The sequence below is a fragment of the Pseudomonas sp. SHLD1 genome (genome assembly GCF_028640935.1).
Lineage (GTDB): Bacteria > Pseudomonadota > Gammaproteobacteria > Pseudomonadales > Pseudomonadaceae > Chryseomonas > Chryseomonas aestiva.
In genome coordinates, this window is record NZ_JAQZAD010000013.1 from 376,099 (window position 1) to 401,089 (window position 24,991).

The 24,991-nt window shown below is 65.4% G+C and carries 25 protein-coding genes; 9 read left to right on the plus strand and 16 right to left on the minus strand.

What is annotated here, in order from left to right:
* Window positions 1–60 precede the first annotated feature (60 nt).
* Entirely contained in the window at window positions 61–1,323 is a 1,263-nt protein-coding gene (locus PVZ77_RS07165) for a serine hydrolase domain-containing protein (RefSeq protein WP_405046243.1), read from the minus strand.
* A gap of 142 nt (window positions 1,324–1,465) precedes the next feature.
* Between PVZ77_RS07165 and PVZ77_RS07170 the strand changes: the two genes are divergently transcribed.
* The 4 genes from PVZ77_RS07170 to PVZ77_RS07185 all read left to right on the plus strand — a co-directional run bounded on the left by PVZ77_RS07170 (window position 1,466) and on the right by PVZ77_RS07185 (window position 3,943).
* Window positions 1,466–2,086, plus strand: a complete 621-nt coding sequence (locus PVZ77_RS07170) for a TetR/AcrR family transcriptional regulator (protein WP_273806101.1) — start codon at window positions 1,466–1,468, stop codon at window positions 2,084–2,086.
* 387 nt (window positions 2,087–2,473) lie between these two features.
* Window positions 2,474–2,824 (plus strand): CidA/LrgA family protein, encoded by a 351-nt coding sequence (locus PVZ77_RS07175; RefSeq protein WP_273806102.1) that lies wholly within the window; start codon window positions 2,474–2,476, stop codon window positions 2,822–2,824.
* Window positions 2,817–3,500, plus strand: coding sequence for an LrgB family protein (locus tag PVZ77_RS07180; RefSeq protein ID WP_273806103.1), 684 nt, complete (start codon window positions 2,817–2,819; stop codon window positions 3,498–3,500). The genes PVZ77_RS07175 and PVZ77_RS07180 overlap by 8 nt, the downstream gene beginning before the upstream one ends.
* A gap of 167 nt (window positions 3,501–3,667) precedes the next feature.
* A complete protein-coding gene (locus tag PVZ77_RS07185; protein ID WP_273806104.1) occupies window positions 3,668–3,943 on the plus strand; it encodes a hypothetical protein in 276 nt (91 codons plus the stop codon).
* 122 nt (window positions 3,944–4,065) lie between these two features.
* Here PVZ77_RS07185 and PVZ77_RS07190 read toward each other — a convergent pair whose 3' ends face one another.
* From PVZ77_RS07190 to PVZ77_RS07240, 11 genes are all read right to left on the minus strand, one after another.
* A complete protein-coding gene (locus PVZ77_RS07190; protein WP_273806105.1) occupies window positions 4,066–4,311 on the minus strand; it encodes a hypothetical protein in 246 nt (81 codons plus the stop codon).
* Window positions 4,312–4,728: 417 nt separating this feature from the next.
* A complete protein-coding gene (locus PVZ77_RS07195) occupies window positions 4,729–6,318 on the minus strand; it encodes a gamma-glutamyltransferase family protein (RefSeq protein ID WP_273806106.1) in 1,590 nt (529 codons plus the stop codon).
* Between the two features lie 11 nt (window positions 6,319–6,329).
* Complete coding sequence (locus PVZ77_RS07200) at window positions 6,330–7,202, minus strand: ABC transporter permease (RefSeq protein ID WP_273806107.1); 873 nt, start codon at window positions 7,200–7,202, stop codon at window positions 6,330–6,332.
* On the minus strand, window positions 7,199–8,146 hold the full coding sequence (locus PVZ77_RS07205) for an ABC transporter permease (RefSeq protein WP_273806108.1): 948 nt from the start codon (window positions 8,144–8,146) through the stop codon (window positions 7,199–7,201). Before PVZ77_RS07205 ends, PVZ77_RS07200 begins: the two co-directional genes overlap by 4 nt.
* Window positions 8,147–8,148: 2 nt before the next feature.
* Entirely contained in the window at window positions 8,149–9,651 is a 1,503-nt protein-coding gene (locus PVZ77_RS07210; RefSeq protein WP_273806109.1) for an ABC transporter substrate-binding protein, read from the minus strand.
* Complete coding sequence (locus PVZ77_RS07215; protein ID WP_273806110.1) at window positions 9,648–10,736, minus strand: ABC transporter ATP-binding protein; 1,089 nt, start codon at window positions 10,734–10,736, stop codon at window positions 9,648–9,650. Before PVZ77_RS07215 ends, PVZ77_RS07210 begins: the two co-directional genes overlap by 4 nt.
* Window positions 10,733–11,719, minus strand: a complete 987-nt coding sequence (locus tag PVZ77_RS07220; RefSeq protein WP_273806111.1) for an ABC transporter ATP-binding protein — start codon at window positions 11,717–11,719, stop codon at window positions 10,733–10,735. Before PVZ77_RS07220 ends, PVZ77_RS07215 begins: the two co-directional genes overlap by 4 nt.
* Complete coding sequence (locus PVZ77_RS07225) at window positions 11,716–12,438, minus strand: FadR/GntR family transcriptional regulator (protein ID WP_273806112.1); 723 nt, start codon at window positions 12,436–12,438, stop codon at window positions 11,716–11,718. Before PVZ77_RS07225 ends, PVZ77_RS07220 begins: the two co-directional genes overlap by 4 nt.
* Window positions 12,439–13,098: 660 nt before the next feature.
* Window positions 13,099–14,322: an MFS transporter gene (locus PVZ77_RS07230; RefSeq protein WP_273806113.1), complete on the minus strand. Its 1,224-nt coding sequence runs from the start codon at window positions 14,320–14,322 to the stop codon at window positions 13,099–13,101.
* Window positions 14,323–14,786: 464 nt separating this feature from the next.
* Window positions 14,787–15,701, minus strand: a complete 915-nt coding sequence (locus tag PVZ77_RS07235; protein WP_273806114.1) for an EthD domain-containing protein — start codon at window positions 15,699–15,701, stop codon at window positions 14,787–14,789.
* 163 nt (window positions 15,702–15,864) lie between these two features.
* Entirely contained in the window at window positions 15,865–16,590 is a 726-nt protein-coding gene (locus PVZ77_RS07240) for an SDR family NAD(P)-dependent oxidoreductase (RefSeq protein WP_273806115.1), read from the minus strand.
* Between the two features lie 103 nt (window positions 16,591–16,693).
* Between PVZ77_RS07240 and PVZ77_RS07245 the strand changes: the two genes are divergently transcribed.
* On the plus strand, window positions 16,694–17,092 hold the full coding sequence (locus tag PVZ77_RS07245; protein ID WP_273806116.1) for a winged helix-turn-helix transcriptional regulator: 399 nt from the start codon (window positions 16,694–16,696) through the stop codon (window positions 17,090–17,092).
* An 81-nt stretch (window positions 17,093–17,173) separates the two neighbouring features.
* Here PVZ77_RS07245 and PVZ77_RS07250 read toward each other — a convergent pair whose 3' ends face one another.
* The 4 genes from PVZ77_RS07250 to PVZ77_RS07265 all read right to left on the minus strand — a co-directional run bounded on the left by PVZ77_RS07250 (window position 17,174) and on the right by PVZ77_RS07265 (window position 21,304).
* Window positions 17,174–17,665: a DUF4126 domain-containing protein gene (locus PVZ77_RS07250; protein WP_273806117.1), complete on the minus strand. Its 492-nt coding sequence runs from the start codon at window positions 17,663–17,665 to the stop codon at window positions 17,174–17,176.
* Between the two features lie 374 nt (window positions 17,666–18,039).
* The gene (locus PVZ77_RS07255) at window positions 18,040–18,468 is read right to left on the minus strand and encodes a nuclear transport factor 2 family protein (RefSeq protein WP_273806118.1); all 429 of its coding nucleotides are present in this window, start codon (window positions 18,466–18,468) and stop codon (window positions 18,040–18,042) included.
* A 461-nt stretch (window positions 18,469–18,929) separates the two neighbouring features.
* Window positions 18,930–19,655, minus strand: a complete 726-nt coding sequence (locus tag PVZ77_RS07260; protein ID WP_273806119.1) for a TrmH family RNA methyltransferase — start codon at window positions 19,653–19,655, stop codon at window positions 18,930–18,932.
* Window positions 19,655–21,304: an NAD(P)/FAD-dependent oxidoreductase gene (locus PVZ77_RS07265; RefSeq protein WP_273806120.1), complete on the minus strand. Its 1,650-nt coding sequence runs from the start codon at window positions 21,302–21,304 to the stop codon at window positions 19,655–19,657. The genes PVZ77_RS07260 and PVZ77_RS07265 overlap by 1 nt, the downstream gene beginning before the upstream one ends.
* A 245-nt stretch (window positions 21,305–21,549) precedes the next feature.
* On the opposite strand from PVZ77_RS07265, the gene rlmE reads away from it, so the two are divergent.
* The 4 genes from rlmE to PVZ77_RS07285 all read left to right on the plus strand — a co-directional run bounded on the left by rlmE (window position 21,550) and on the right by PVZ77_RS07285 (window position 23,988).
* Entirely contained in the window at window positions 21,550–22,170 is a 621-nt protein-coding gene (gene rlmE, locus PVZ77_RS07270; RefSeq protein WP_059315259.1) for a 23S rRNA (uridine(2552)-2'-O)-methyltransferase RlmE, read from the plus strand.
* A gap of 399 nt (window positions 22,171–22,569) precedes the next feature.
* Window positions 22,570–23,028: a hypothetical protein gene (locus tag PVZ77_RS07275; RefSeq protein ID WP_273806121.1), complete on the plus strand. Its 459-nt coding sequence runs from the start codon at window positions 22,570–22,572 to the stop codon at window positions 23,026–23,028.
* Window positions 23,029–23,348: 320 nt separating this feature from the next.
* On the plus strand, window positions 23,349–23,543 hold the full coding sequence (locus PVZ77_RS07280) for a hypothetical protein (protein WP_273806122.1): 195 nt from the start codon (window positions 23,349–23,351) through the stop codon (window positions 23,541–23,543).
* A 262-nt stretch (window positions 23,544–23,805) separates the two neighbouring features.
* Window positions 23,806–23,988, plus strand: coding sequence for a hypothetical protein (locus PVZ77_RS07285; protein WP_273806123.1), 183 nt, complete (start codon window positions 23,806–23,808; stop codon window positions 23,986–23,988).
* Window positions 23,989–24,991 lie beyond the last annotated feature (1,003 nt).

Below are 24,991 nucleotides of genomic sequence, written 5' to 3' on the forward strand. Positions count from 1 at the left end.
CCTGGCGCAGCAGGAGGGAGCGCGGGCCAGCCGGCGCTCGTCGATCTCGTTAGGGATGGATCAACCGCGCAACTGGGCAGCGATGGCGCGCAGCAGCCGTACGGTATCGATGTCCAGTTCGGTGACCGCCTCGGGCAGTGACGACTGCTTGACGATCACCACGTCGGCGCTGAAATCGACGAACAGGTACTGGCCGTGGATACCGCTGGCCATGATGGCCGGACTGTGGTCGTTGAAGACGTACCACTGGCTGCGGTAGGAGGCACCCGGGGTCCAGTCGGCGAAGTCCTGGTGCACGCCATAGAGGGCCGGATCTCCACCTGCCGCGATGGCCTCGACGACCGCCTGGTCGATGACCCGCTGGCCGTCGACCAGACCGCCGTTGGCCAGCATCAGGCCGAAGTGGCCCATGTCGCGCAGGGTGGCGTTGAAGCCGGCACCGGCGACGCTACGACCCCAGGGATCGGCCATGAAGTAGGCGTCGCGCTCGCAGCCGAGTTGCTGCCAGATCCGCTGCAGCTGCTCGGCGCAGCCCAGGCCGCTGGCGCGCTCCATCACCCAGGCCAGGACCTCGGTGGTGGCGGTCACGTAATGGAAGAGGCCGCCGTGCTCGCACCTTTTGCGCAGTGACGGCAGGTACTGATACAGCGACTCGTACTGGGCGTAGTCGGGCAGGGCCGGCTTGAAGCCACAGGCGTAGCCGTACTGGGAGCTTGCCGAGGTGGGATCGTCGTAGAGCTCGGTGTAATGGACGCCCACGGCCATGTCGAGCAACTGGCGGACGCTGGCGTCGCCGAAGGCACTGCCGGCCAGTTCCGGCACGTAATGCCGGGTCAGCGCCTGGGCATCGAGCAGGCCGTCGTGGATGAGTTGCTCGCCGAGTACGCCGATCAGCGACTTGGTCACCGAGAACATGATGTGGCGGTCGGTGGCGACCTGGCCGTTGAAGTAGCGCTCGTACACCACGCGGCCTTGGTGCAGCACCAGGAAGCCGTCGGTCTTGCTGGCGCGCAGATGGTCGAGGGCGCTGACGCTGCGGCCGCAGCTGCTCTCGAATCTCAGCGCTTCCAGGGCCACGGGCGCATGGGCCAGCACCGTGTCCGGTCGCGGTCCGGCAGCCACCTCGATGGTAGGGCGCAGGCGCGCCAGGTTGCGAAAGCCCCAGCGATTGAACGGTGGTGACATCCAGTTGGCCCAGGTCACACGCTGGTCCGGCTCGGCCGGAAAACCCTGCATCAGTACGGGCTCTTGTTCTTGTTGGTCGTACATCTCGCTGACTCCCCGATTGCGGGAAACCAGGGAGCGGTCGAGGCTCTGGTTCATCAGACTCATCCTGGCAGTGGCCCTGCGTAGAGCAGGTACGGGAAAATAATTAACCCTGTTAATTTCTTTAGTCAATAAAATATTTTCTCTACCGAAGCCTGGCCAGCTATCCTCTCTGGCATCCCCGGAATCAGGAGCGACGGTGAGCGGCCTACGCGAACGTCAGAAGGAATTACGCCGCACCGCCATCTCGGCCGCGGCGGTCAAGCTGTTCCAGCGTCAGGGCTTTCGCGAGACCACCGTCGAGCAGATCGCCCGCGAGGCCGGTGTCTCGGCGCCCACGGTATTCAAGTATTTCGGCAGCAAGCACGAGATCATCCTGGAGATGATCAAGGAGTCCGATAGCCGGGCCCTGATCGACGTGCGCCGGCACCTTCGCGACGTCGCGGATCCCGTCGATGCGCTCTGCCACCTCGAACACCTGCTCGTCAGCTACGCCCTGGACGTCCTGCCTGCTGCCCTCTGGCGCGAATTGCTGCCGCTGGTGCTGGTGGGGGGCGACAGCGGGCTGCCCCGGGCCTATCGGCAGATGAACCGCGGCCTGCAGGGCGAGATCGCCAAGGTGCTGCGCGAGCTGCAGACCGCAGGTAAATTGCGCGCCGATCTGGACGTGGAGCTGGCGGCCTTCCTGCTCAACGACTACTCGCATCTGCAATTGCTGCGCCTGACGGCCAGTGACGAGATGGATCGCGAAGGCCACGCGGCCACCGTGCGCAACACCACGCGCCTGATCTTCGAGGGCATGCGCGCGGTACCGGCGTGAGGCGCTAACGGCTTCATCAGCCTTCGTTGTCTTCCCGGGCCGGCTGGCGTCTCGACAGGTCTCGCTCAGGGAGCGTGGCGGGATATCCGGCGAGCCGATTGCGAGGTCAGGGGGAAGGCGAAGCGGATCGCGGCGCCAACCCAACAGTGCGCCGAACAGGATGGGTATCTTTCGCTGATCTCGGCATGGACTTGCCCAGCCATTTTCAGATGCGCCTATAGTGATGCCGCGCGTAGCCGGGGAACGTCAGACAGCCTGACCGGCAGTGATCACCGCGCTTGCGGAAGGGGCGACAGCCAACGGGCCGGTCCGGCTCGCGCCGGCCAGGCATGGCCGCGCAGCCTCACAGGCGGGTTGTTGAGAATAACAAGGTAATTTGGGGTGGCTATGAATGTAACGGGTTTCCTGACACTGGTGGGTTGCTACCTGATTGGCACCTATATGACGAGCTTTATAGGGGGCATTCCGGCCAGTGTAATAGGGATCATCGTTCTCTTCGCGCTGCTGATGTTGTTGCGCAGAGTGCCCGAAGGGGTGGAGAAGATGGCGGGCCATCTGCTTGGTTACCTTCCCTTGATGCTCGTGGTGCCGGCGGTTGGCATCGTCGATTTCAGCGGCCTCGACGCCTCGGTGTGGTTGCGCCTGGTACTGGTCATTGCCCTGTCCCTGCTGGTCACCGTGCCCCTGTGTGGCTGGCTGCTGCAGTACCTGATCGGTAGAAGCAAAGACCATGTCTGACCCAGCCCTCGCATCCCTGTTGGCCCTGTCTCTGACGCTCGCGGCCTATCAGCTGGCGCTTGTGCTGCAACAGCGCCTGCGCCTGGTCATGCTGCAACCGGTGCTGATCACCACCGCCATCGTCGCGACCGCGCTCTTGATCGGCGGGATTCCCTACGACAGGTATCGAAGCGCCAGCGGTCTGCTCTCGATGCTGCTCGGACCCACCACGGTGGGCCTGGCCGTTCCGCTCTACAAGAACGTCCAGCGCGTGACGGCACTCTGCCGGCCGCTGCTGATAACCCTCACGGTGGGCGGCGTCGTAGGTGTCTCTCTGACCCTGGCCCTGGGCTGGCTGTTTGGCCTGCCGGAGACGCTGCTGATGAGTCTGCTGCCGAAGTCGGTGACCATGCCGATCGCCTTGCCCCTGGCGGATCATTTCGGTGGCGTGGCGCCGCTGACCGCGGTGATCGTGATGCTGACCGGCGTCATCAGCACCACGCTGGCGCTGCCACTGCTCAAGGTCTTCAAGATCGAGGATCCCGCGGCCCGGGGTCTGACCCTGGGCATGAACGGCCATGCCATAGGCACCGCCCACGCCTTGCGGGAAAGTCAGGAGACCGCTGCGTTCTCGGCGCTGGGCATGATCCTGCTCGGGATCGCTACCGCTCTGGTACTGCCGCTGGTGCTCGGTTGAGCGCCAGCGGCCTGTCGAGCAGCGCGGGTGCGCCAGCACCTCGCCGCCAATAGGTGGGCCGAGCGAAATCCCGAGCCGAAGACCTCGAAGCGCTGCCAACTGCCGCTCAGTCATCATTCTCGACACTTCATGCGATAACCGTTATGTGAGTAACGCCCGCGCGAAAGATGATAGCACTAGGCCAGCCGGCGATCGGCAGCCGTGCTTACAGGGAAGACGTCATGGGCATGGAAGACAACGAATTTCAGACCACCCTCCAGCAACTCGGTCAGCTGAATCTGGACCGGATCATGGAGCAGGCCCGCGTCGATCGGGACTTCATGAAGCGTGTGGTGACCGTGCTGGAAGAGTGTGGCGTGGACGATCGTACCGACGAGGAAAATTCCCTGCTCGAATGGGCCCGTGCCTTCCAGCGCCTGCCGGGTAAGGATGCTGATCGATAGGCGTTTTCGTGCCGGCCGCCCTGGTCTGACGGGGCGCGCCAGCGACTGATTTCCGCAGCGCCGCCTGGTGGCGCTGGTGTCAGGCACGGCTCCGGTGCATTCAGTCAGCTATGTCCGGTGAATCAGCGCTGACCACTGGCGTCCTGTGCGCCGCTTGCTGTGATCGGACCCAGTTCCAGGGGCGTCAGCAGGGCCGTCTCGGCCACCATGTCGGCGACCCGCTCGTTGAGATCCTGCACGGCCTGAAGGACAGCGCGGACGTTTGGATCGTCGCAGTCCACCGTGCCCAGCCGCTTGGCGTTTTCCTGTAGCTGGCGATGAAGGCCAAGTAGCGCCTCGCGGGCGTGGCTCTGGGGATCAGGGTGCATAGGGCGGTCTCGGACTTGGTTCTACCGGGGTGGCACCGGGCCACTATGGCTCTGCTGTTTGTATATCGCAATAAACATTAAGGCGATGTCGCTGCAGGGCGACGAGCGGTGGCTGCATGCACGCGTATCGGCCGCCGAGGTCGAGCGCCTGGGGAGGCGGGCTGCTGCTACGCCGCTGATCCGCTACCAGGCAGGGGCAGGGGCAGGGCAGTGGAAGGTGTACCCGGATCGCCACGACAGGGCTGGATGTCGCTGCGGAAACTGCCCGCCCCAAGGGATCGCGCCCACCCCTGAAGGATCCTCGAATGGCGCAGCTGCGCCTCACCGGAATGCGGTCGCCCAGGGGCAGGACCACAGGCCACGGCTAGTGGCCTGGGGTGCACGGCAGCGCCGGTAGCGGCGCCGTCGCTGTCGGCTTCAGTAGCCGGCCACCAGGCCGTCCTTGCGCGGATCGGAGCCGCCCACGTAGCCCCCGGCGACGCGCTGGATGATCTGGGCACCGCCGAAGGCGAACACGCCGGAGGGCTCTTCCACGGTCACCTCGTGGCCCAGGGCCCGCAGCGCCGCCAGGGTGGCCGGATCCAGGCTGCTTTCCACGGCGACCCGGCGGCCGCCTTCGAGGCGCCAGCGCGGGGCATCGGCGGCGGCCTGGGGATTCTGCCGGTACTTGAGGATGCGCAGCATCAGCTGGAGGTGCCCCTGGGCCTGCATCGGGCCGCCCATCAGGCCGAAGGCCATCAGCGGGGTACCGTCGGCATTCATGGCGAAGCCGGGGATGATGGTGTGGAAGGGCCGCTTGCCTGGCGCCACGCTGTTGACGTGATCCGGCGCCAGGGTGAAGCCAGCGCCGCGATTCTGCAGGCTGATGCCGGTGCCCGGCACCACCACACCCGAGCCGAAGCCCATGTAGTTGGACTGGATGAAGGAAATCATCATGCCGCTGTCGTCGGCCGCGGACAGGCAGACTGTGCCACCGGGGCGCGGTGCGCCATAGCCGGGATCGCCGGCACGTGGCCCGAGCAACCCGGCGCGTTCGCGCAGGTAGCCCGGGTCCAGCAGGTGCTCGGCCTGGATGCGCATGTGCGCGGAGTCGGTGACGTGCTGGTAGAGATCGGCCAGCCCCAGCTTCATGGCCTCGATGGACCGGTGCAGGGTAGCGGGGCTGTCCACGGGATCGGCGCCGATGCCGGCGGCCTCCAGGATACCCAGGCCGGCGAGGGTGGCGATGCCCTGACCGTTGGGTGGCAACTCGTGCACCACGGCGCCGGCGAAGGGCACCGAGAGGGTATCGATCCAGTCGGCCCGGTGGGCGCGCAGGTCTTCCTCGTCCAGCACCGCCCCGTGTTCGCGGGCATGGCGGGCCATGGCCTGGGCCAGTTCGCCCTGGTAGAAGGTGGCGCCTTCGCTTTCAGCAATGGCCTCCAGGGTCCGCGCATGATCGGGCAGGCGCACCAGGGTGCCGGCGCGGGGTACGCCGTTGGCCAGGAAGCAGGCGGCGAAACCGGGTTGGTCCTTGAGCTGCTCGGCGCCACGGCGCCAGAGTTCGGCGATCACCGGGGTGAGCAGGAAGCCGTCGCGGGCATAGTGGATCGCCGGGCCGGCGAGGGTGGTCAGCGGCAGCTTGCCGTAACGCCTGGCCAGGGCGACCCAGGCGGAGACGGCGCCGGGCACCGTGACCGCGCCCCAGCCGCGGGCCGGCATGGCGCTCTGGCCGGCGAAGAACTCCGGGGTCCAGCCCCGCGGCGCGCGGCCGGAGGCGTTGAGGCCCTGCACCTTCTCGCCGTCCCAGACGATGGCGAAGGCGTCACTGCCGATGCCGCAGCCGGTGGGTTCCACCACGGTGAGCACCATGGCGGCGGCCACTGCGGCGTCCACCGCGTTGCCGCCGCGGCGCAGCATCTCCACCCCGGCCTGGGCGGCCAGTGGCTGCGAGCAGGCCACCAGGTTGCGGCCCATGACCGGCGAGCGAGCCGAGGAATAGGGGTTGTGATAGTCCAGATCGGGCATGGCGAAGGGTCTCATGGGTGACGAGGATCGAGGGCGTCGCGCAGGCCGTCGCCCAGCAGGTTGAAGCCGAGAACGGTGAGGTAGATGCAGACGCCCGGGGCGATGGACATCCAGGGCGCCTGCTCCATGAAGTTCTTGGCGGTGTTGAGCATGGAGCCCCAGGAGGGCATCGGCGGTTGCTGGCCAAGGCCGAGGAACGACAGGCTGGCCTCGGCGAGGATGGCGGCGGCGATGGTCAGGGTGGCCTGGACCACCAGCGGCGAGAGGATGTTGGGCAGGACGTAGCGCCAGAGAATCCAGCGATCCGGCAGACCGATGGCGCGGGCCCCTTCGAGGTAGTCCTCGTGGCGGATGGCGAGCACCTGGCCACGGGTCAGCCGGGCGAACACCGGCATGGCGGACAGGCCGATGGCGATCATGGCATTGCCCAGGCTCGGGCCCAGAAAGGCGCCCAGGGCGATGGCCAGGACCAGGAAGGGACAGGACAGCAGCGCCTCCGCCAGTCGCGAGATCAGGGCGTCCAGCCAGCCACCGAAGTAGCCGGCCACCAGGCCCAGGGGGACGCCCACCAGCAGGGCGATGGCCACCGAGACCACGCCGGCCAGCAGGGAGCTGCGCGCCCCCCACAGCAGACGCGAGAGCAGGTCGCGCCCGAGTTCGTCGGTGCCCAGCCAGTTCAGCGCCGAGGGCGCCTTGCGCACCGCCAGGAAGCTGGTCTTGAGCGGATCGAAGGGGGCCAGCCAGGGTGCCAGCAGGGCGGCCAGGGCGAAGGCCAGGATCAGGGCGGCGCCCAGCAGCGCGCCACGATTGGCGCTGAACTTGCGCCAGAAGGGCGAACGCGCCGGCCGCAGGGTGGCCGGGCGGGGCAGGGTCAGGGCGTTCATACGGCTTGCCTCAGGCGCGGATTGATCAGGCGGTAGAGCAGGTCGGCGGCCAGGTTGAGCAGCACGAAGCCCACCGCCACGCAGAGCACCACCCCCTGGACCACCGCGTAGTCGCGGTTGAACACGGCGTCGACGATCATCTTGCCGAAGCCGGGGATGCTGAAGACCTGCTCGGTGAGCACCGCGCCGCCGAGCAGTTCGCCGAACAGCAAGGTGGTGAGGGTGACGATGGGCATCAGCGCATTGCGCAGCGCATGGCGCAGGATCACCACCCGCTCGCGCAAACCCTTGGCCCGGGCGGTGCGCACGTAGTCGGCGCGCAGCACCTCCAGCATGGCCGCCCGGGTATGGCGCATCAGGGTGCCGGAGAGGCCGGCGCCCAGTACGAAGGCCGGCAGGACCAGGGTGCGCAGGTTGCGCAGCGGGTCTTCGTGGAAGGGCACGAAGCCGGAGGCGGGCAGCCACTGCAACTTCACCGCGAACAGCAGGATCAAGAGGATGCCGAGCCAGAAGTGCGGGATGGAGATGCCGGACAGGGCCACCAGGTTGGCGCCGTAGTCGACCGCCGTGCCACGGCGTACCGCGGCGAGGATGCCGGTGGGGATACCGATGAGCAGGGCGATGACGATGGCCAGCAGCGACAGCTCCAGGGTCACCGGCAGCTTTTCGGCGATCAGCGCCGTCACCGGCTGGTCGGTGCGCAGCGAGACGCCCAGGTCACCCTGCAGCACCCCGCCCATCCAGTGCAGGTACTGCACCGGCACGGGGTCGTTCAGCCGGTATTTCTCGCGCAGGAATTCCAGCACCTGGGGATCGCGCTCCTCGCCGGCCATGGCCAGCACCGGATCGCCCGGCAGCAGTTGCTGCAGGGTGAAGACGAACAGCGACACCAGCAGCAGGGTCGGCAGGGCACTCAGCAGGCCACGCAGGAAGAGGCGCAGCATGGCTATTGTCCGCGGGTGACGCCGGCCAGGCGAATCAGGCCGTCGGGGTTGGGGATGAAGCCCTTCAGGTCGGCGCGGGTGGCGATGATGCGCGGATCGAAATAGAGATAGAACACCGGCAGTTCCTCGCGCAGCAGGGTTAGGGCCTGGGCATAGAGCGCCTGGCGCTGCGTCTGGTCATTGGTGGTGCGGGCCTGGTCGAGCAGCTGATCCAGCGCCGCGTTGCAGTAGCGGCCGTCGTTCTGGTTGCCCTTGCAGGTGACGAACGGGTGCACGTTGCCATCCGGATCGGGACGGCCGGACCAGGCGCTCAGGCCGAGCTGGAAGTTGCCGGCATGCTGTTCGGCCAGCAGCGTGGCGTATTCGGTGGCGACCAGGTTGACCTCGAAACCGGCCTCGGCGGCCATGGCCTGGATCAGCTGGCCCACCTGCTGGGCGATGGGGTTGTTGGCGATCTTCAGCTCCACCTTGACCGGCAGGCTGACCCCGGCCGCCTTGAGCAGCGCCTGGCTGCGCGCCACGTCGCGGGCCGGGACGGCGAAGGCCTTGTCGTAGTAGGGACTGCTCTGCGGGAAGGGCTGCACGCTGGGCGCATAGAGACCCTCGAACACCACCTGGTTGAGCGCCTCGCGATCCAGCGCCAGGTCGAAGGCCTGGCGGACGCGCTTGTCCCCAGCGAAGGGATTCTTCGCCCGGTCGCCGTTGGCCATGTTCACCATCAGCTGCATGTAGCCCAGGCCCGGGGTGTTGTAGAGGGTGAAGCCGGCCTGGCCCTGCAGGCCCTTGACGTCGGTGGGCGCGACTCGCTCGACGATGTCCAGGTCCCCCGAGCGCAGGTTGGCCAGGCGCACCGAGGTGTCGGGGATGGGCAGAAAGATCAGCCGGTCGAAGTGGTAGGCGCTGGCGTTCCAGTACTGCGGGAAGCGTTCCAGCACGATGCGGTCCTGCTGCACCCGCTGCACGAAGCGATAGGGGCCGGAGCAGACCGGCTTGCTGCCCACGTCGCCGGTGGACGCCTTGGGCGCGAGCATCATGCCGGCGCGGTCGGAGAGCTGGGCGAGCAGGGTGGCATCGGGTTGCTTGAGGCGGATGCGCACGGTCTGGGGATCGACCACCTCCACGGCATCCACCGACGCCAGTTCGCTCTTGCGCAGCGAGTCGGGCAGGGTGCGGGCGCGGTCCAGGTTGAATTTTACCGCGGCGGCGTCGAAGGCCTCGCCGTCATGGAAGGTCACGCCCGGGCGCAGTTGCAGCGTCAGGCTGCGGTTGTCGTCGCCCCACTGCCAGGCGGTGGCCAGTTGCGGGACCAACTCCAGTTGCGGCGAGACATCCACCAGCTTGTCGCACAGGGCGGTGTAGACCAGGCGCCCGGAATAGGTCCGCGAGCGATGCGGATCGAGCACGTCGGGATCGTCCTGGATGCCGATGCGCAGGGTGGTCTCGGCCAGGGCGGAGCCGCCGGCCAGGAGCAGAAGGGTAGCGGTGAGCCAGGCGGAGGCTTTCATGGGGTGGACTCCAGAAGGGACTGATGACGGTTGAACAGGGCCAGGCGGCGCGTGAAGGCCGCGCTGGTGGCGATCAGCGGCGGCGGTGAAGCGCCCGCGCCCGCGATCTCGCGCCAGAAATGACAGGCCACCTGGCCTTCCCCGGCGGCGGGCTGCAGCACGGGCTTGGCCTCGCGGCACAGTGAGCGGGCGTGGGGGCAGCGGGTGTGGAAGCGGCAGCCGCTGGGCGGTGCCGTGGGGCTGGGCAAGTCGCCGCCGAGCAGGGTGCGCGGTCGCCGCGCGCGTGGATGGCTCACCGGCACCGCTGCCAGCAGCGCCTGGGTATAGGGATGCAGGGGCGTCTCGAACAGCGCCTCCACCGGCGCCAGCTCGACGATCTCGCCCAGGTACATCACCGCCACCCGGTCGCTCATGTGGCGGATCACCCCCAGGCCATGGGCGACGATGATCAGGGTCAGGCCGAAGCGTGCCTTGAGGTCTTCCAGGAGGTTCACGACCTGCGCCTGTACCGAGACGTCCAGTGCCGAGACCGGTTCGTCGCCGAGCAGCAGGCGCGGCTCGGCGGCCAGGGCACGGGCGATGCCGATGCGCTGGCGCTGGCCGCCGGAGAATTCATGGGGATAGCGGCCGGCCAGTTCCGGCGCCAGGCCCACCGTGCGCAGCAGCTCCGCCACGCGCTCGGCGCGCTGACCGCGGTCCAGCGGCTTGTGCAGCCACAGCGGTTCGCCAACGATGTCGGCCACGCTCATGCGCGGATTCAGCGAGGCGAAGGGGTCCTGGAAGATGATCTGCAACTCCTGGCGAACCTGGCGCAGCGCCGTCGGACTGAGATTGCCCAGGTTGCGGCCTTCGTAGATGACGTCGCCGGAGGTGGGCGCGAGCAGGTTGAGCAGCAGGCGGCCGAGGGTCGACTTGCCCGAGCCGGACTCGCCCACCAGCGCCAGGGTCTCGCCGCGCCACACGGCGAAGGAGACATCGCTTACCGCCTGCACCGGTGGGCGCGGGCGTTGCAGGAAACCGGCCTGGCCGCCGAAGTGCTTGGTCAGGCCGATGGCTTCGAGAATGGGGCGTTCGACCGCTTTCATGCACTGGTCTCCAGATGCTGTTCCAGGGGCGCGCGGAGGCAGGCCACCTGCTGGCCCGGAGCGAGTTCCACCAGTGGCAGCGGGGCCAGGCGACAGGCGTCGAGGACGAAGGGGCAGCGGCTGGCGAAGCGGCAGCCGGCCGGCATCTCGGCGGGCGTCGGCACCCGGCCGGCGATGGTCGCCAGCCGACCCGTGCGCGGCCCCAGCGAGGGCATTGAGCCCATCAGGCCGAGGGTGTAGGGGTGCTGCGGATCGTCGAACAGCTGGGCGACCGGGCCGGACTCCACCACCCGGCCGGCGTACATCACCGCCATCTCGTCGGCGACCTCGGCCACCACGCCGAGGTCATGGGTGATGAGGATCATGGCGCTGCCGGTCTCGGCCTGCAGACTGGCGATGAGTTCGAGGATCTGCGCCTGGATGGTCACGTCCAGCGCCGTGGTGGGCTCGTCGGCGATGATCAGCGCCGGATCGTTGGCCAGCGCCATGGCGATCATCACCCGTTGACGCATGCCGCCGGAGAGTTCGTGGGGATAGGCCGCCAGCCGCTGCGCTGCCGCCGGCACCCGTACCTTCTCCAGCATGTCCAGGGCGCGTTGCCGGGCAGCCGACTGACTGCCACCACGATGGCGCAGCACGGTCTCCATCAGCTGTGCGCCGACGGTGAAGGCCGGATTCAGCGAGGTCATCGGCTCCTGGAACACCATGGCCAGACGGTCGCCGCGCAGGTCGCGGCGGCGTGCCTCGGGCATGCCCAGCAGGTCCTCGCCCATGAAGCTGGCCTGGCGGGCGCGGACCTGGGCGCTGGCCGGCAGCAGCCCCATCAGGGCCATGGAGGTCACGCTCTTGCCACAGCCGGATTCGCCCACCAGGGCCAGGGTACGGCCCGGCTGCACGGTAAAGCTCAAGCCTTCCACCACCGCCGCTGGAGCGCCGGCGAAGCGCACGCTGAGGTCGTTCACCACCAGCACCGGGGCGCTCATAGGGCCTGCTCCAGGTTCTGCTGCAGTACGCTGTCCAGAGCCATTTGCAGGGCACGCAGATGGGCGCGCATCACCGCCGCGGCGCGGACCGGATCGCGCGCATCGAGGGCTTCCACCAGGGCCTGGTGGTCATCGTGATAGGCCAGCAGGCGCTGGGCGTTGCGTGCGCGGTGGCGCAGGTCACGCCAGGTCGGGTCCAGGCGGATGGCGTCGAGCATCTCGAAGAGGTCCAGCAACAGGCGATTGCCGGCGGCCTCGGCGATGCTGCGGTGGAAGGCGCTGTCCCACAACTCGATGGCGTCGGCGTCCTCGCTGCTGCCCAGGCGCTCGAAGGCGGTGCGCTCGGCCATGCGACGGATCAGGGCGCGCTGTTCGCCACTGGCACGCTGGGCGGCCAGGGCGGCGAGATTTGGCTCCAGATGCAACCGTGCCTCCATCACCTCGCTGAAGTTGGTGCGCGCGGAGAGCTGGGTGAGGGTGAGGGCCGCGCTCGGCGGCGTAGGACCCACGTAGGTGCCCTTGCCCTGGCGGCGCCAGACCTGGCCCTCGGCTTCGAGCACCGCCAGGGCACGGCGGATGGAGCGGCGGCTGACCCCGAATTCGCCAGCCAGCTCGCGCTCCGGTGGCAATGGCTTGTCGGGTACGCTGCTCTGCTGGGCGACCAGGTTGCGCAAGGCATCCAGGGCCAGGCGAGCGCTGTCATCGGTATGGATCTGCATCGAACCTTTGCCTCTTAGGTCTGGGCTGTCTCCCGAGGCGAAGCGCGCTACCAGTGCCGTCGCCGGGGAGATCCGGATACCTAGGGTGGGTGCAAGGCCGATGCCATTTGAAATTGGTTCGCCGGTTCTTTCGGCGCGAGGCTCTGGGGCGATGCCTCGATTCCGCTCGCGGACCGGACCCGTGGCATTGGTTCACGCTTGGGCGAACCTTTGCCCGCCTGGTCAGAAGGCGCTGCGCCAGGATGGAGCCAGGTTGCACCGCGGCGGCGCGTTGGGGGCGCCGGCCAGGGAAGGCGAAGGTCAGCGCCGTGCGGCTGCCCAAGGACTCGGGAATCAGCCCGGCGATGCTGGTGGCCACCGCGGCGATACCTGGATGAGGATCCCTCCTGCTTCGATGGCAGTCGCTACAGCGAACGCCAAGGGAACATGGACGCTGTGCCGGCCATGTAGCCGAGGCCGCTGAGGTTGATGGTCGCATCACCATTCTCGGCGGCGAGCACCATTCAATTAGCGAGCGCGGATGGTCATGGCGGCCGCGCTCAAAAGGTGCGGACACTGCGGATCCTGATGTCCTTCTATCACGCGACTGCTTTCATGCCGCTTCGCTTCAACGTGCAGAGGGGCATTGATCGGGGCAAGCCATACCTTCGACTCGACAGTTCATTCCTTTGTAGCATTGAGGTGGCTTTCCACCGCGCGGAACGTCAGCAACAGCAGACCGGCGATGCCGAGCGTGAGGGTTGCGCCTATGGCACTGGCGAGCAAGCCCGCGAGCAGGCCACCCACTGCCTCGAAGCCGAAGCGCATGGCGATGTACAGGGCGATCACGCGGCCGCGCAGCGCGACCGGGGCATCGCCCTGCAACAGCATGTTGGTGCTGACGTTGTTGGCGGTGATGCCAAAGCCCAGCAGGGCCAGCAACAACAGCGCGAAGGGAAGCGGTAGCTTGAACGCCAGCAGGCAAAGCGCCAGGGCGCAGCACAATTCGGCGATGAAGATCACGCGCCGCAGGCGGTGCAAGGCGCCGACGAGAGCGAGCATGATCGTGGCCACGAAAGCGCCGGCGCCGGCGGCCCCCCAGAGCCAACCCAGCATCCGGGCGTCGCCGAGGTAGAGCGTCTTGGCCAGTACTGGCAGCAAGACGCTGTAGTTGGAGGCGAGCAGGTTGACGGCGATCACCCCCAGCATCAGGCGCCGGACGGAGAAGGTACTCCAGACGTAGCCCAAGCCTTCACGGAACATCTGACTGGTCGAACCGCTGGCTCTGGTGGTCGCGCTGCCCTGAACCTTGGTCAGGCCCAGCAGCAAGGTGGCGAAGGCAATCGCCGTGAGCAGAAAGCAAAGCGCTTCGCTACTGGCGGCGATCAGGGCGCCGGCCAACGGAGGGCCGATGAAACGCGCGGCATTGATCAGCATGGCATTGAGCGCGAGGGCGTTGGGCAAATCGCTGGCATCGGCCACGAAGCTACCGATGAGTGCCTGTCGGAGCGGCGTTTCCAGGGCATTCAGCAAGCCTAGGAGCTGCGCCATGGCAATCAGGATCGGCGCGTCGATCCAGCCCTGCCAGCTCAAGAGCGCGAGTGAAAGCGATTGGATGGCCAGCAGCGACTGCGCCGCGATCAGGAGACGGCGTTTGTCGTGGCGGTCGATCCAGGCGCCGGCGATCGGACCTACGAGCAATTGCGGGGCGAGCGTGAGAAAGGTGATTACGCCCAGCAGGGTGGCGGAAGCGGTGACGTGATAGGCCATCCACGATAGCGCGACCTGCTGCACCCATTTGCCCAGGGTCGATACGCCCTGGCAGGCAAAATAGATCTGGAAGTCACGATGGGCGAGAGCCCGTACAGCAGCGGGCCAACGTGAGGGCGTCGTAGATTTCGCCAATACGGCTGTCTCCAGATTGACTCGGCAGGAAGCGACCGGTCCGGCATGTGACGTGCGGTACCGCTACAACCAGCACGGCGATGATTGGCACGAGGGCGGCTGTCTTTGGCGCTCGTGTCATGCAGGGCGGACAGCGCGCAGAATCCCACGGTCGTCAGGCAGGCCGTTTCAAGGTGAGAGATACAATCCGCTAGCGGTTGTTTTTTAGAATGTCATTTCGTTTTTTGTTTTTGCAACGGCCAGACACCCTGGCAACAGCCAGCCTGCCAGCCGCCCGTGCGAGATAGCGGAAATCTGCTTCCGTTAATCAGGAACCCGGGCGATATCGCGGCTAATCCGAGCGGTCGGGCTGGCAGGCGCTGGTGCTGGCGAGACGGCATTATCCTCGCCCGGCCATAGCGGCTGGAACGGCGCTGCCATCGAGCATGCGCTAAAGAAGCCGGCCGACGTGGGAGTGAGGGTCTTCAGTCCCGGCGTGGGGTCGATGCCGGGGAGGGAGCCTCTTTTTCCGGCAACGCTCCGTGACGAAGCAGATGCACCACCTCGTCCTGCGTCTGGTTGACCGCCCCGAGCCGCTCGATCAATTCGGCCGCGCGGCTGCCGCGCAGGCCGGCGGTGGTGAGCTGGCCGGCATGGACGTAGGTGTATACCCCGGACACGGCGAAGGCCTTGAGACAGGCGATATGCCGCGCCTGTTCGGGCAGGCTGCTGCGGAAGGCGTCGCTGGCGAAGAAGCGCCGACGGTCCAGCGGCGAGGCGAAGACGATCTCCACCATCGACAGCGTTGCGCGGATGGCATCGGCTCTGTGCGCCACCTCTGGCGATGGCGGATGTTGACCGTCGTTGACGAAGGGCACGCAAGGGTGCACGCGCACTTTCAGGACGGCCGATTGTGCGGCCAGCCAGGGGCCTAGCTGACTCAGCAGATAATTGTTCAGGTCCTTGAGGCTGTCGCGGGGATGCAGGTGCAGCTGGAGGCGATCCAGCGGGTCGGGGCCGTTATGCTGCTCGTCCGCCAGCGTGTTCTTGAGCGCGTGCGAGCCATTGGGCAGATCATAGGCAAGCGTCTCGGCGAACATGTTCTGTTCGTCACTGAACAGCACGGGGCTGGCCGCCTGGAAGGTACGTTGACGCCTCTCGTCAGCGAAGCCGATCTCGACCATCCCATCCAGTTCGTAGTCGGGAATTTCCCGGATGCCTTCGGCCAGCGGCCACAGATGGGCGTCCTGCTCTCGGTCGAAGTGGTACTGCACGTAGTGGCCGAGGCCCGGCAGGCGGGCGCACAAGGGGCCGTGCACGTCACGCCAGTAGTGCGCGAACAGGTCATGGGGGACGCGTTCGCGACGCTTGACCGTGGTGTAGCTGTTGCGGGTGATCATGGGGTGCATTCCTGTAGGCAAGGCTAGGAAAGTGGACCCCTGATTCCGGCGATAAGCTCCGGACTTTCGCGCGAGATCCCTGGCCACGGGTATAACTGCGCGCCTGCGCCAGGACGCGCTCGACCCGTGGGGCTTGCCTGATCGGCCATGAGCGAGATGCCTGTCAGACCTGCGCCATGCCACCGTCGACCGGCAACTCGGCGCCGGTGATGAAGCTGCTCTGGTCGCTGGCGAGAAAGTACGCGGCCGCGGCCACTTCGTCGACGCGTGCCATCCGGCCGAGCGGGATCAGCCTGTTCAGCTGCTCCCGTACTTCTGCCGAGGTCGCGGCCATCATGGCAGTGTCCGTGGGTCCCGGCGCAACGACGTTGACGCGGATGTTGCGGGGTGCCAGTTCGTTGGCCCAGGTGCGCGCGAAGGAGCGCACCGCCGCCTTGCTCGCGCCATAGACGCCATAGCCCTGGGTGCCGATCGCCGCGGCGATGGAGCCGATCAATACGATGGCGCCGCCATTAGGCATGATCGCCGTCGCCGCCTGGGTGGCGAAGAGCAGGGCACGTACGTTGAGCGCGAAGGTCCGGTCGAAGTGCTCTTCGCTGAGGGTCTCGAGCGGCGCGAACTCCGAGATGCCCGCGTTCACCACCAGGACATCCACCCGCCCGACCTCGCGCCGTACGCTGTCAAAGAAGGCTGCGAGCGCCGTCACATCGGACGCATCGAGGCTGCGCTCATGCAACCTGCCCGCGCCGAGTTCGACGTCGCTGGCCTGGGTGCGCCGACTGGTGGCGTAGACAGCGGCGCCCGCGGCCGCGAAGCGTTCCGCGATGGCCCCACCGATCCCGCCATGCCCACCGATCACGACGGCGACTTTTGCTGAAAGCGTGCTCATAGATCCTCACCAGGCTGCTGTGGCTGTCTAGGAGTACGGTATCATTCGTATATCTAATCGCAAGAACGCACCTGAGGGTGCCTAGATAGCCTGGTGGATACCCATGTCGAAAGACGAGCTCGAACTACCGCTCGATGTCACCGCAACGCGACCTATCCTGGAGCACATAGCCAACAAATGGACCGTGCTGATCCTCAGTGTCCTGTGCACCCAGCCGGCGCGGTTCAACGACCTCAAGCGACGTCTCCACGGCATCACCCATAAATCGCTGTCCGAGGCGCTCAAGCGCCTGGAGCGTAACGGGCTCATCAGTCGAAAGGTCCTGCCGACTCAGCCGATCGGTGTCGAGTATCGAATCACCGACCTTGGCTCCTCGCTACGCGAACCCTTTGCCGCCCTCTATGCCTGGTCGCTGACCCACCGAGCCGCTTTCGAGGACGCGCAGCGTGCCTACGATCACGCGAGGGCAAGCGAAGGGCGGGAGTGGAGTGGCAAGCAGTAGCGACAGGGCGCGGCGGCTACCGCACGGTTCCCAAGCGCCCCGGGCCGACCCGTGGCTTGTGCGCGGTGTTCTGGCCCTTGCCTAGCTGTCCCGCAGTGCTCGACGCAATCCGGCCCTGGCCAGCGAAAAGGCCAGGCAGTCTTCGGCCAGGCCGAGGCCGGCATTGAGCCAGGCGTTGCTGGCGTAACCCTTGCGCAGATCGAGCGCCAGCTTGGCGGCGACACAGGCAGCGGTTGCCCCGATCAGTGCAGGCAGCAATCGTGGTTGCCGCTGCGCACCGGCGAGTGCCGCGGCACTGACGCCACCGGACAGGGCACGGACCAGCATCGAGGGCGCAATGGTGCGGTCCGGCGCGAAGGGCAGCTTGTCGCCCAGAAGCTCTGCCGCAGCCAGGGGTATCCCGTACTGCCGTACTCGAGACGACGCGAGGGTACGGGCGGGTTCGTCAGCGCCCGCGATAGCCTCACGCCCCGCCAGTGCCCCGCTGACCAGGGTCGGCGCCAGCATGCTGCGCATGCCTGTCACCACACCAATGGCCAGGGCGCCCCACAAGAGGTTGTTGGCTGTCGTCATGGTCGATTCTCCGGGTAGTCATACCCATACGGACCGGGTGTGTGCGGGCCTGTTCAGATTACCGGGTCCGCAGACAACCTCCAGGCGGGTAGCCATGGCGTGCGATGCGCTACCAGCCGCCGACTAAGCCTGGCGGTGCAGAACAGGGCGACGTCAAGCCACCCAGTCGATCGCCCTATGCCAGGCGGAGCCAGACAGGCGCGCTCCCCGTGCCTCACCGCCGCACCTTACGGCTTGCCGGGGAACAAGGCGTAAGGTGCGAGGTTGAGCCGATCCAGCTGGCATGCGCGCGGCTCGTGATGCGACGGGAACGACGCCGAGGCCTCGCGACGTTCAGGCAGCGTTGGCGCTACGACGACTGATGCCTAGGTGGATCAGAAGCGAAATGCCTGGCGCCCGATCAGCAGCCAATGGCCTTTCTGTTTCTGCCAGATCTGAAAGTTCTCGATTTCAGTCGGCACTACCTTGCCACTGTTGACGGCCTGAGCGGAAAAGTGGTTGCGCACCAGCGCGACGTCCCCGGACAGGGTGATCTTCTGGTTGAGCATCTTCAGCTCGTTGAACGCGCTTTTGCCCGTCTCGATGTCGGCGATGAACGCCTGCTTGTCCTGGATGTTGCCGCTCGAATGTCCATAGGTCAGGTTGTCTGCGGTCAGCGCCTTGAGTTGCGCAATATCCTTGTGCCACATGGCCTGGGTCAGTTGGTCGACGGCGGAGGCGACGTCCCTTTCATCAGTCGTCGCTGCTGCGACATAGCCACTGAACAGGCAGAGGAAACCTACCGCTAGTTTCAACTTTTTCATGCTCGGATCCTTTTGTTGTAGTTGTCGGAAACGCCGGGTGGTGAGAGTCACAGATCACCTAGTCTTGTCTGTCATCGTATGACTATTTGATTGTGCCTGGCTGGAAGGCGCAAGACCAGCCCTAGGTGGCTATCCAGAAAGTGCCTGTCTGGAGGCCGCCCAGCCGGCTCGCCACTGTTCGTCAGTCACCTTCGCCTTGATATCGAATCGACCTGGAATCCGCGGGCCGCCGGCCAGCTGGGATGGCAGGCCGGTTCCCTGGTAGTCGAGACAGGGTTCATGGCGCTTCTCGCCGAACACCCTGAGCGGAGGCCCGTTGCCACTGGCACCAGGTGGCGCCGAGTCGAGAGGTCGGTATTGCCGACGGGATGGCCATCCGGCCACGTTCACCTCGGCAAGGGGACTGGTGGCTCGTCTTCTGGCGTCCGGGCGCTAACGCACCCGATACTCGTGGCTGATCGCTACCGACTCAGCTCATAGGCGCACATGTTCACCGTGGCCGCCAGATTCAGGGACTCGATGGCGCCCGAGCCGGCGATGGTGAAGGGCTGGGCGTTCAGGGCCGCGAGGTGCTCACGGGGAACGCCACGGGCTTCGTTGCCGAACAGGTAGCAGTCAAAGGTGACGAAATCAGCGGACTGCATCGGCGTGCCCTGCATGTCCAGGCAGGCGAGGCGCGGGAAGCGCTCCTGCAGGCCGTCGAGTTCGACGTCGAGTTCCAGCGGGGTGTGGAAGATGGCGCCCATGCTGGCGCGGACCACCTTGGGATTGTAGGGGTCGACGCTGCCCGGGCTGAGCAGGCAGCGGAAGCGTCCGAACCAGGCCAGGGTGCGCAGGATGGTGCCCAGATTGCCCGGATCCTGGATCTCGTGCAGATAGACGGCGCGTTCGCCCTCGACCACTGCTGCCACGGGCTCCCGGGGCATGGGCACCACCGCAAGGATGCCCTGTGGGGTCTTGGTATCGGCAAGCTGCGCCATCTGGCGGTCGCTGATCAGGTGCGTCCGGAACGGACTCTGCCAATGTTCGTAGGCGCCCGTCACATAGAGTTCGGCGCGCTGCAGCCGGGGATTCCCCTGCGCGGCCTTTTGCAGTTCCAGCGCCAGGTGCTCGCCCTCCACCAGGAAGTGACCGAATTCGGCGCGGTATTTCTTCTGGTGGAGCTTCTTGATGTCGTCGAGCTTCATCAGCCAGCGGCCCGAACCAGCGGGGCGCTCTGTGCATCGCCTTCCGCGAGCATCGCCTTGGCCAGGGCTTCGGCGACCTTGATGCCGTCCACGCCGGCCGACAGTATGCCGCCCGCGTAGCCAGCGCCTTCCCCGGCCGGATACAGGCCGCGCAGATTCAGACTCTGCAGGCTGTCGTTGTCACGGGTGATGCGCACCGGCGAGGAGGTGCGGGTCTCGATCCCGGTCAGGATGGCGTCATGGCGGTCGAAGCCGCGGATCTGCTTGCCGAAGGCGGGCAGGGCTTCGCGGATGGCCTCGATGGCGTAGGCGGGCAGCGACGGCGCCAGATCGCCCAGGCGCACGCCGGGCTTGTAGGAGGGCTCGACTTCACCGAATGCGGTGGAGGGCACGCCGCGAATGAAGTCGCCGACCAGTTGGCCAGGGGCCGAATAGTCGCTGCCGCCCAGTTCGTAGGCGCGCGATTCCAGACGCTCCTGCAGTTCGACGCCGGCCAGCGGATCACCGGGGAAGTCCTGCTCGGGATTGATGCCCACCACGATGCCGGAATTGGCATTGCGCTCGTTGCGCGAGTACTGGCTCATGCCGTTGGTGACCACCCGGCCCGGCTCGGAGGTGGCGGCGACCACGGTGCCGCCCGGGCACATGCAGAAGCTGTAGACGGCGCGGCCGTTCTTGGCGTGATGCACCAGCTTGTAGTCGGCGGCGCCCAGTTCCGGGTGGCCGGCGTACTTGCCCAGGCGGGCCTGGTCGATCATGCCCTGGGGGTGTTCGATGCGGAAGCCGACGGCGAAGGGCTTGGCTTCGATGTACACGCCCTGGCGGTGCAGCATGCGGAAGGTGTCGCGCGAGCTATGGCCCAGGGCGAGCACCACGTGGCGGCTGTGCAGGGTCTCGCCATTGGCCAGCACCACGCCTTCGAGCTGACCGTCGTTGATCAGCAGATCCGTCACCTTGGTTTCGAAGCGGACTTCGCCGCCGAGGGCGATGATTTCCTCGCGCATGGCCGCCACCACGCCGGTCAGGCGGAAGGTGCCGATGTGCGGCTTGCTGACGTAGAGGATCTCCTGCGGCGCGCCGGCGCGAACGAATTCGTGCATCACCTTGCGGGCGTAGAACTTCGGATCCTTGATCTGGCTGTAGAGCTTGCCATCGGAAAACAGGCCCGCCCCGCCTTCGCCGAATTGCACGTTGGATTCGGGGCTCAGCACCTTCTTGCGCCACAGCGCCCAGGTGTCCTTGGTGCGGCTACGCACCTCCTTGCCGCGCTCCAGCACGATGGGCTTGAAGCCCATCTGGGCGAGCAGCAGGGCGGCGAACAGGCCGCAGGGACCGAAGCCCACCACCAGCGGGCGCTCGGTCAGATTCGCCGGGGCCTGGCCGACCGGGTAGTAGCCGGTGTCCGGCGCCGGGCGCACGTGCAGGTCATTGGCGAAGCGCGCCAGCACCGTGGCCTCGTCGCGCACCTCCAGGTCGATGATGTAGATGAACAGGATGACGCTGTTCTTCTTGCGCGCATCGTAGCTGCGCTTGAACACGGTGAAATCGAGGAGATCGGCGTCGCTCAGCTTCAGGCGTTCGAGCATGGCCTGGCGCAGTTCGGCGGGGGTGTGGTCAAGCGGCAGAGACAGTTCGTTGAGGCGAATCATAACGATAATCCTGGCCGGTGACTCCGGCAAAGGAAGGGACGAGGAGGGGTAGGGCGGCGATTGTACCCGGCGGCCTGGGCGCTGTCAGGCCGGGACGATGGGCGCTCCTTTGGGCGGTCTGACGGGCGTTCGGGCGATCGCTGATTCGTCCGGCCGCGTTATCGGCTTATAATCGCCGCCACTTCGCGGCCGGCCAGACCTGGCGAACGGCCGCTTCTCACCCGCTTTCCCGTGGTAGTTCCAACATGAAAAGATCCAAAAGCAGCCGTCGCTGGCTGGATGAACACGTCAACGATCCCTTCGTCAAACGCGCTCAGAAAGACGGCCTGCGCTCGCGCTCCAGCTACAAGCTGATCGAGCTCAACGAGAAGGACAAGCTGATCCGTCCCGGCATGCTGGTCATGGACCTGGGCTCGGCCCCGGGCGGCTGGTCGCAGGTGGCGGGCGGCATCGTCGGCGAGAAGGGCCGGGTGGTGGCGACCGACATCCTGCCGATGGGGGCGCTCGACAACGTCGACTTCGTGCAGGGCGACTTCACTGAAGACGCCGTCTTCCAGAAGATCCTCGGCATGCTCGAAGGCCGCCAGCCCGACCTGATCGTCTCTGACATCGCCCCCAACATCAGCGGGGTCGCCGCGGCCGACCAGGCGGCGGCCATGTACCTGGTCGAGCTGACCCTCGACATGGTGCGCCAGGTACTCAAGCCCGGCGGCAACTATGTGGTCAAGGTCTTCCAGGGCGAAGGCTCCGACGAATTCCTCAAGGACGTGCGCACCTCCTTCGAGAAGGTGTCGATCCGCAAGCCCGAAGCCTCGCGCCCCCGCTCGCGCGAGGTCTATCTGGTGGGCAAGGGTTTCAAGGGCTGAGCCGACCCCGGCTCCAAAGGCTCGACTGCGCTTCGATCTGATCGCGTCAGTTGCGGTCGATGCCGTTATCACAGCGCCTACTGCCGGCCGCTCCATGCCAAGCATGCCGTCAACGTAAACGCCAGATCCAGCTGCGCCGCTAACCGATTTGCACCGGGTGTACTGACAATTCATGAGATTCACTATGGCCTGGCCCCATCCACTTCAATCCCGGTAATCCGGTGAGCTAATCCGTGTGATGAGGGCGGAGTAATCGAATCGTTATGCGCAGAAGCAACGCGAGACGTCAGGGTGCGCTAGGGCAAGACGCACCTGGCTATTGAGACGGACGGTCAGGAACGATACCTATCAGGTGCTATCAGACTGCCATTGAAGGCAGCTCTTGCAGGGACAGTCACCATGGATCGTGTCGTCGCACAGATCTCTCAGTCTCTCAACTGGGATTATATCATCGCACTGGAAAGCAGCCTGAAAGCGCGTGGCGTTATGACTACAAAGGTCCAGGCTGAGTTGGATCATCATGCGTTCACTCTGGCCCGCCGCTACTTGGTGAAAAAGGGCCGGCTTGGTGCAGGGCCGTTCTCGGCCGCGGAGGAGGAAATTCTCGAGGTCCTCGCCGAGGCGGTAACGACGTTGCGGCGCTCGGGGCGCTTACCGCACAACATCATCAAGAGCCTCTGCTTCGGCGGACTCATCGCCGCAGTGCAGCGTAGCGTCTCTCACGCTGGTCTGCTCAGGTGTCGCACCGATTTTGAGTCCGATGCGGTGCTGCGGAGTGTCTTCGAAACTATCGTCAATCGCCATCCGACCGCGTTCAGTGCCGAAACCGTGGAATTGGCCGGTCTGCGCCTGGTGTAGGCCGCGCGCTATCGCAGGCGCTTGGATGGTAGGTCGCCGCCAGTCGGAACAGGATGCCCTGAGCTCGATCGTTCGCTAGCAAACGCCGAGTAGACTACTAGTTATCTCATGGGGACCGACGCAGGCAGGCTAAAGCTGGGCATTTCGCTGGGGACCGTAAGGTGCCTACGCCGCCGAGTACCTACCCGGAGATCACCAGGACTGACGCCGGTGTTGGCGTTGAATCTCGGGAGTGATCGGCAATCCTGCTCCCGTTGCTATCACCCTGCTCCCGTTCTGCAACGAGACTGCGGAAGCCGCTGTCGTCAAAGGAGTCGTGCATGAATGCCCAAGCACAAGCCCGCGCTGAATCGCGCCGTCGCCTCGATGCTGCCAGGGTGAAGGTAGAAGCTGAGCTGTCCAAGTCGCTGCGATTTCGTAAGCGCCAGACCAACCCGTTCTGGATCCTTTTACCTGTGATCGGTGGCATTGCCGTTGCGGCCTTCATGGCGTGCTGGGCCCAACTGATGGTGTGACCGGGACGTGAGCAGCCCTGGCGAGGGCGCCCGATGCAGGCAGCTGATCTACAGGAGTACCGCATCCGGTGTAGCCCCTTGATCGCCTCAGCAGCGCCCGGCTCTTTCCCAGGTTTCCTCGCGCGCCGGCGGGAGCCTGTGGGCGGCGGGCGTTCAGTCACCCATCGCAGCCCGCTTTAGACCGATGGTGATAGTGGCCACTGAACGGCGGGCGTTACGACCCTTCTGATCTAGGGCGAATCCCGCTTATAGGAGAATACAGATGTCCAATGAATCTAACGCCCGGATAGATGCCGGAGCGAAACGGGAAGATCTGCCCCCGACGCTGGAAGAGACACAAGCCAGGAATGCAGCGCTGCGTTTGGAAAAAATGGCAAAGCAGCGCCAGCGGGATCTGTCAGATCGCTCGATAGCAGCTGACAAGAACGAAAAGTTGGTTCCCTGATTTGCGGCCGAACGAGATGGCTCTGGTCTTACTGGTTACACGTCAATCCTATCAGTTGTTATCCATAATAATGGGTTTCACTGCCTTGCTGGTCATCTCGGCTGCATTCATCATCATCTCGTGAATGGATCTCCGCCTGGGGTATTGGTAAGTGCACAAGGCGATTACGTTATGCTGCATGGAATCTTTTTATCTCAAAGCCGGCGGATCTCCTGAGCCTGACCAGGATAGCGCCGATTCGTCGAGTCCAAGACTACTGCGGATGATTGACGCGCCAGCCAGGCCTTGTCCCGCGATCGACTATTCACCGAATAGCCTCGCAGTGTGTAGCTAATATTCTGCTGCCTGTCGCAATGACCAGCGTCGGATGATCTAGCTAAAAGCGATCGAGGTCTCGTCGCCGGATGCTGCAACCCAGTTTGCCGCTTGCGTCACTGAGTGAACGGAAATATGCGTAGCCTATTGTCTCCGTTTCTGTCCTTATAAAGCAGTTACCAAATGATGCGAGCGTCGCGCGCATGTAGAGGTCACAGGCATTAACTATGGGCAGGCTGGGTAACACAGGCGTGGCGGTGACAAACTGAAATTATTGTCGATGCCCATTTTCCAGCGCCTAGGGCACGGTGGTGGCATGGGCGAAGAGAAGCACCTTTAGTAAACCTGGGGCTACTGCTCTGCAAAAGGCATTGGATACGAAACTTGGTGGCAATTCGCTTCTGACTGAAAAAGCAGATAAACAGTTAAAGATGACGCGTAAAGGTATGGCATTTGGATATTGGGTCCTAGGGACAGGAGGCTCTTATGCATGCGTTTTCTTGAGTTTTCGCTGATAAACGCTTTAAAAAGTAAGTCTCCCCAACGTCATGTTGGCCAATGGTATTGCTTTGGATTTCCTGATTTTTAACCATGTCCTTTGCTGGGAGCGTCCACTGTCCTACATTGTGGTGGTCCTGAGTTTTGAATGCCTGATCCGAGGGCAGTGCTTGTTGAGCTTCGGTGTTTT

Coding starts and splice junctions, on each gene's coding strand:
- PVZ77_RS07165 (WP_405046243.1), bottom strand. CDS start 1,323: ATGAACCAGAGCCTCGACCGCTCCCTGGTTTCCCGCAATCGGGGAGTC.
- PVZ77_RS07175 (WP_273806102.1), top strand. CDS start 2,474: ATGAATGTAACGGGTTTCCTGACACTGGTGGGTTGCTACCTGATTGGC.
- PVZ77_RS07180 (WP_273806103.1), top strand. CDS start 2,817: ATGTCTGACCCAGCCCTCGCATCCCTGTTGGCCCTGTCTCTGACGCTC.
- PVZ77_RS07185 (WP_273806104.1), top strand. CDS start 3,668: ATGATAGCACTAGGCCAGCCGGCGATCGGCAGCCGTGCTTACAGGGAA.
- PVZ77_RS07190 (WP_273806105.1), bottom strand. CDS start 4,311: ATGCACCCTGATCCCCAGAGCCACGCCCGCGAGGCGCTACTTGGCCTT.
- PVZ77_RS07195 (WP_273806106.1), bottom strand. CDS start 6,318: ATGCCCGATCTGGACTATCACAACCCCTATTCCTCGGCTCGCTCGCCG.
- PVZ77_RS07200 (WP_273806107.1), bottom strand. CDS start 7,202: ATGAACGCCCTGACCCTGCCCCGCCCGGCCACCCTGCGGCCGGCGCGT.
- PVZ77_RS07205 (WP_273806108.1), bottom strand. CDS start 8,146: ATGCTGCGCCTCTTCCTGCGTGGCCTGCTGAGTGCCCTGCCGACCCTG.
- PVZ77_RS07210 (WP_273806109.1), bottom strand. CDS start 9,651: ATGAAAGCCTCCGCCTGGCTCACCGCTACCCTTCTGCTCCTGGCCGGC.
- PVZ77_RS07215 (WP_273806110.1), bottom strand. CDS start 10,736: ATGAAAGCGGTCGAACGCCCCATTCTCGAAGCCATCGGCCTGACCAAG.
- PVZ77_RS07220 (WP_273806111.1), bottom strand. CDS start 11,719: ATGAGCGCCCCGGTGCTGGTGGTGAACGACCTCAGCGTGCGCTTCGCC.
- PVZ77_RS07225 (WP_273806112.1), bottom strand. CDS start 12,438: ATGCAGATCCATACCGATGACAGCGCTCGCCTGGCCCTGGATGCCTTG.
- PVZ77_RS07235 (WP_273806114.1), bottom strand. CDS start 15,701: ATGATCACCCGCAACAGCTACACCACGGTCAAGCGTCGCGAACGCGTC.
- PVZ77_RS07240 (WP_273806115.1), bottom strand. CDS start 16,590: ATGAGCACGCTTTCAGCAAAAGTCGCCGTCGTGATCGGTGGGCATGGC.
- PVZ77_RS07245 (WP_273806116.1), top strand. CDS start 16,694: ATGTCGAAAGACGAGCTCGAACTACCGCTCGATGTCACCGCAACGCGA.
- PVZ77_RS07250 (WP_273806117.1), bottom strand. CDS start 17,665: ATGACGACAGCCAACAACCTCTTGTGGGGCGCCCTGGCCATTGGTGTG.
- PVZ77_RS07255 (WP_273806118.1), bottom strand. CDS start 18,468: ATGAAAAAGTTGAAACTAGCGGTAGGTTTCCTCTGCCTGTTCAGTGGC.
- PVZ77_RS07260 (WP_273806119.1), bottom strand. CDS start 19,655: ATGAAGCTCGACGACATCAAGAAGCTCCACCAGAAGAAATACCGCGCC.
- PVZ77_RS07265 (WP_273806120.1), bottom strand. CDS start 21,304: ATGATTCGCCTCAACGAACTGTCTCTGCCGCTTGACCACACCCCCGCC.
- rlmE (WP_059315259.1), top strand. CDS start 21,550: ATGAAAAGATCCAAAAGCAGCCGTCGCTGGCTGGATGAACACGTCAAC.
- PVZ77_RS07275 (WP_273806121.1), top strand. CDS start 22,570: ATGGATCGTGTCGTCGCACAGATCTCTCAGTCTCTCAACTGGGATTAT.
- PVZ77_RS07280 (WP_273806122.1), top strand. CDS start 23,349: ATGAATGCCCAAGCACAAGCCCGCGCTGAATCGCGCCGTCGCCTCGAT.
- PVZ77_RS07285 (WP_273806123.1), top strand. CDS start 23,806: ATGTCCAATGAATCTAACGCCCGGATAGATGCCGGAGCGAAACGGGAA.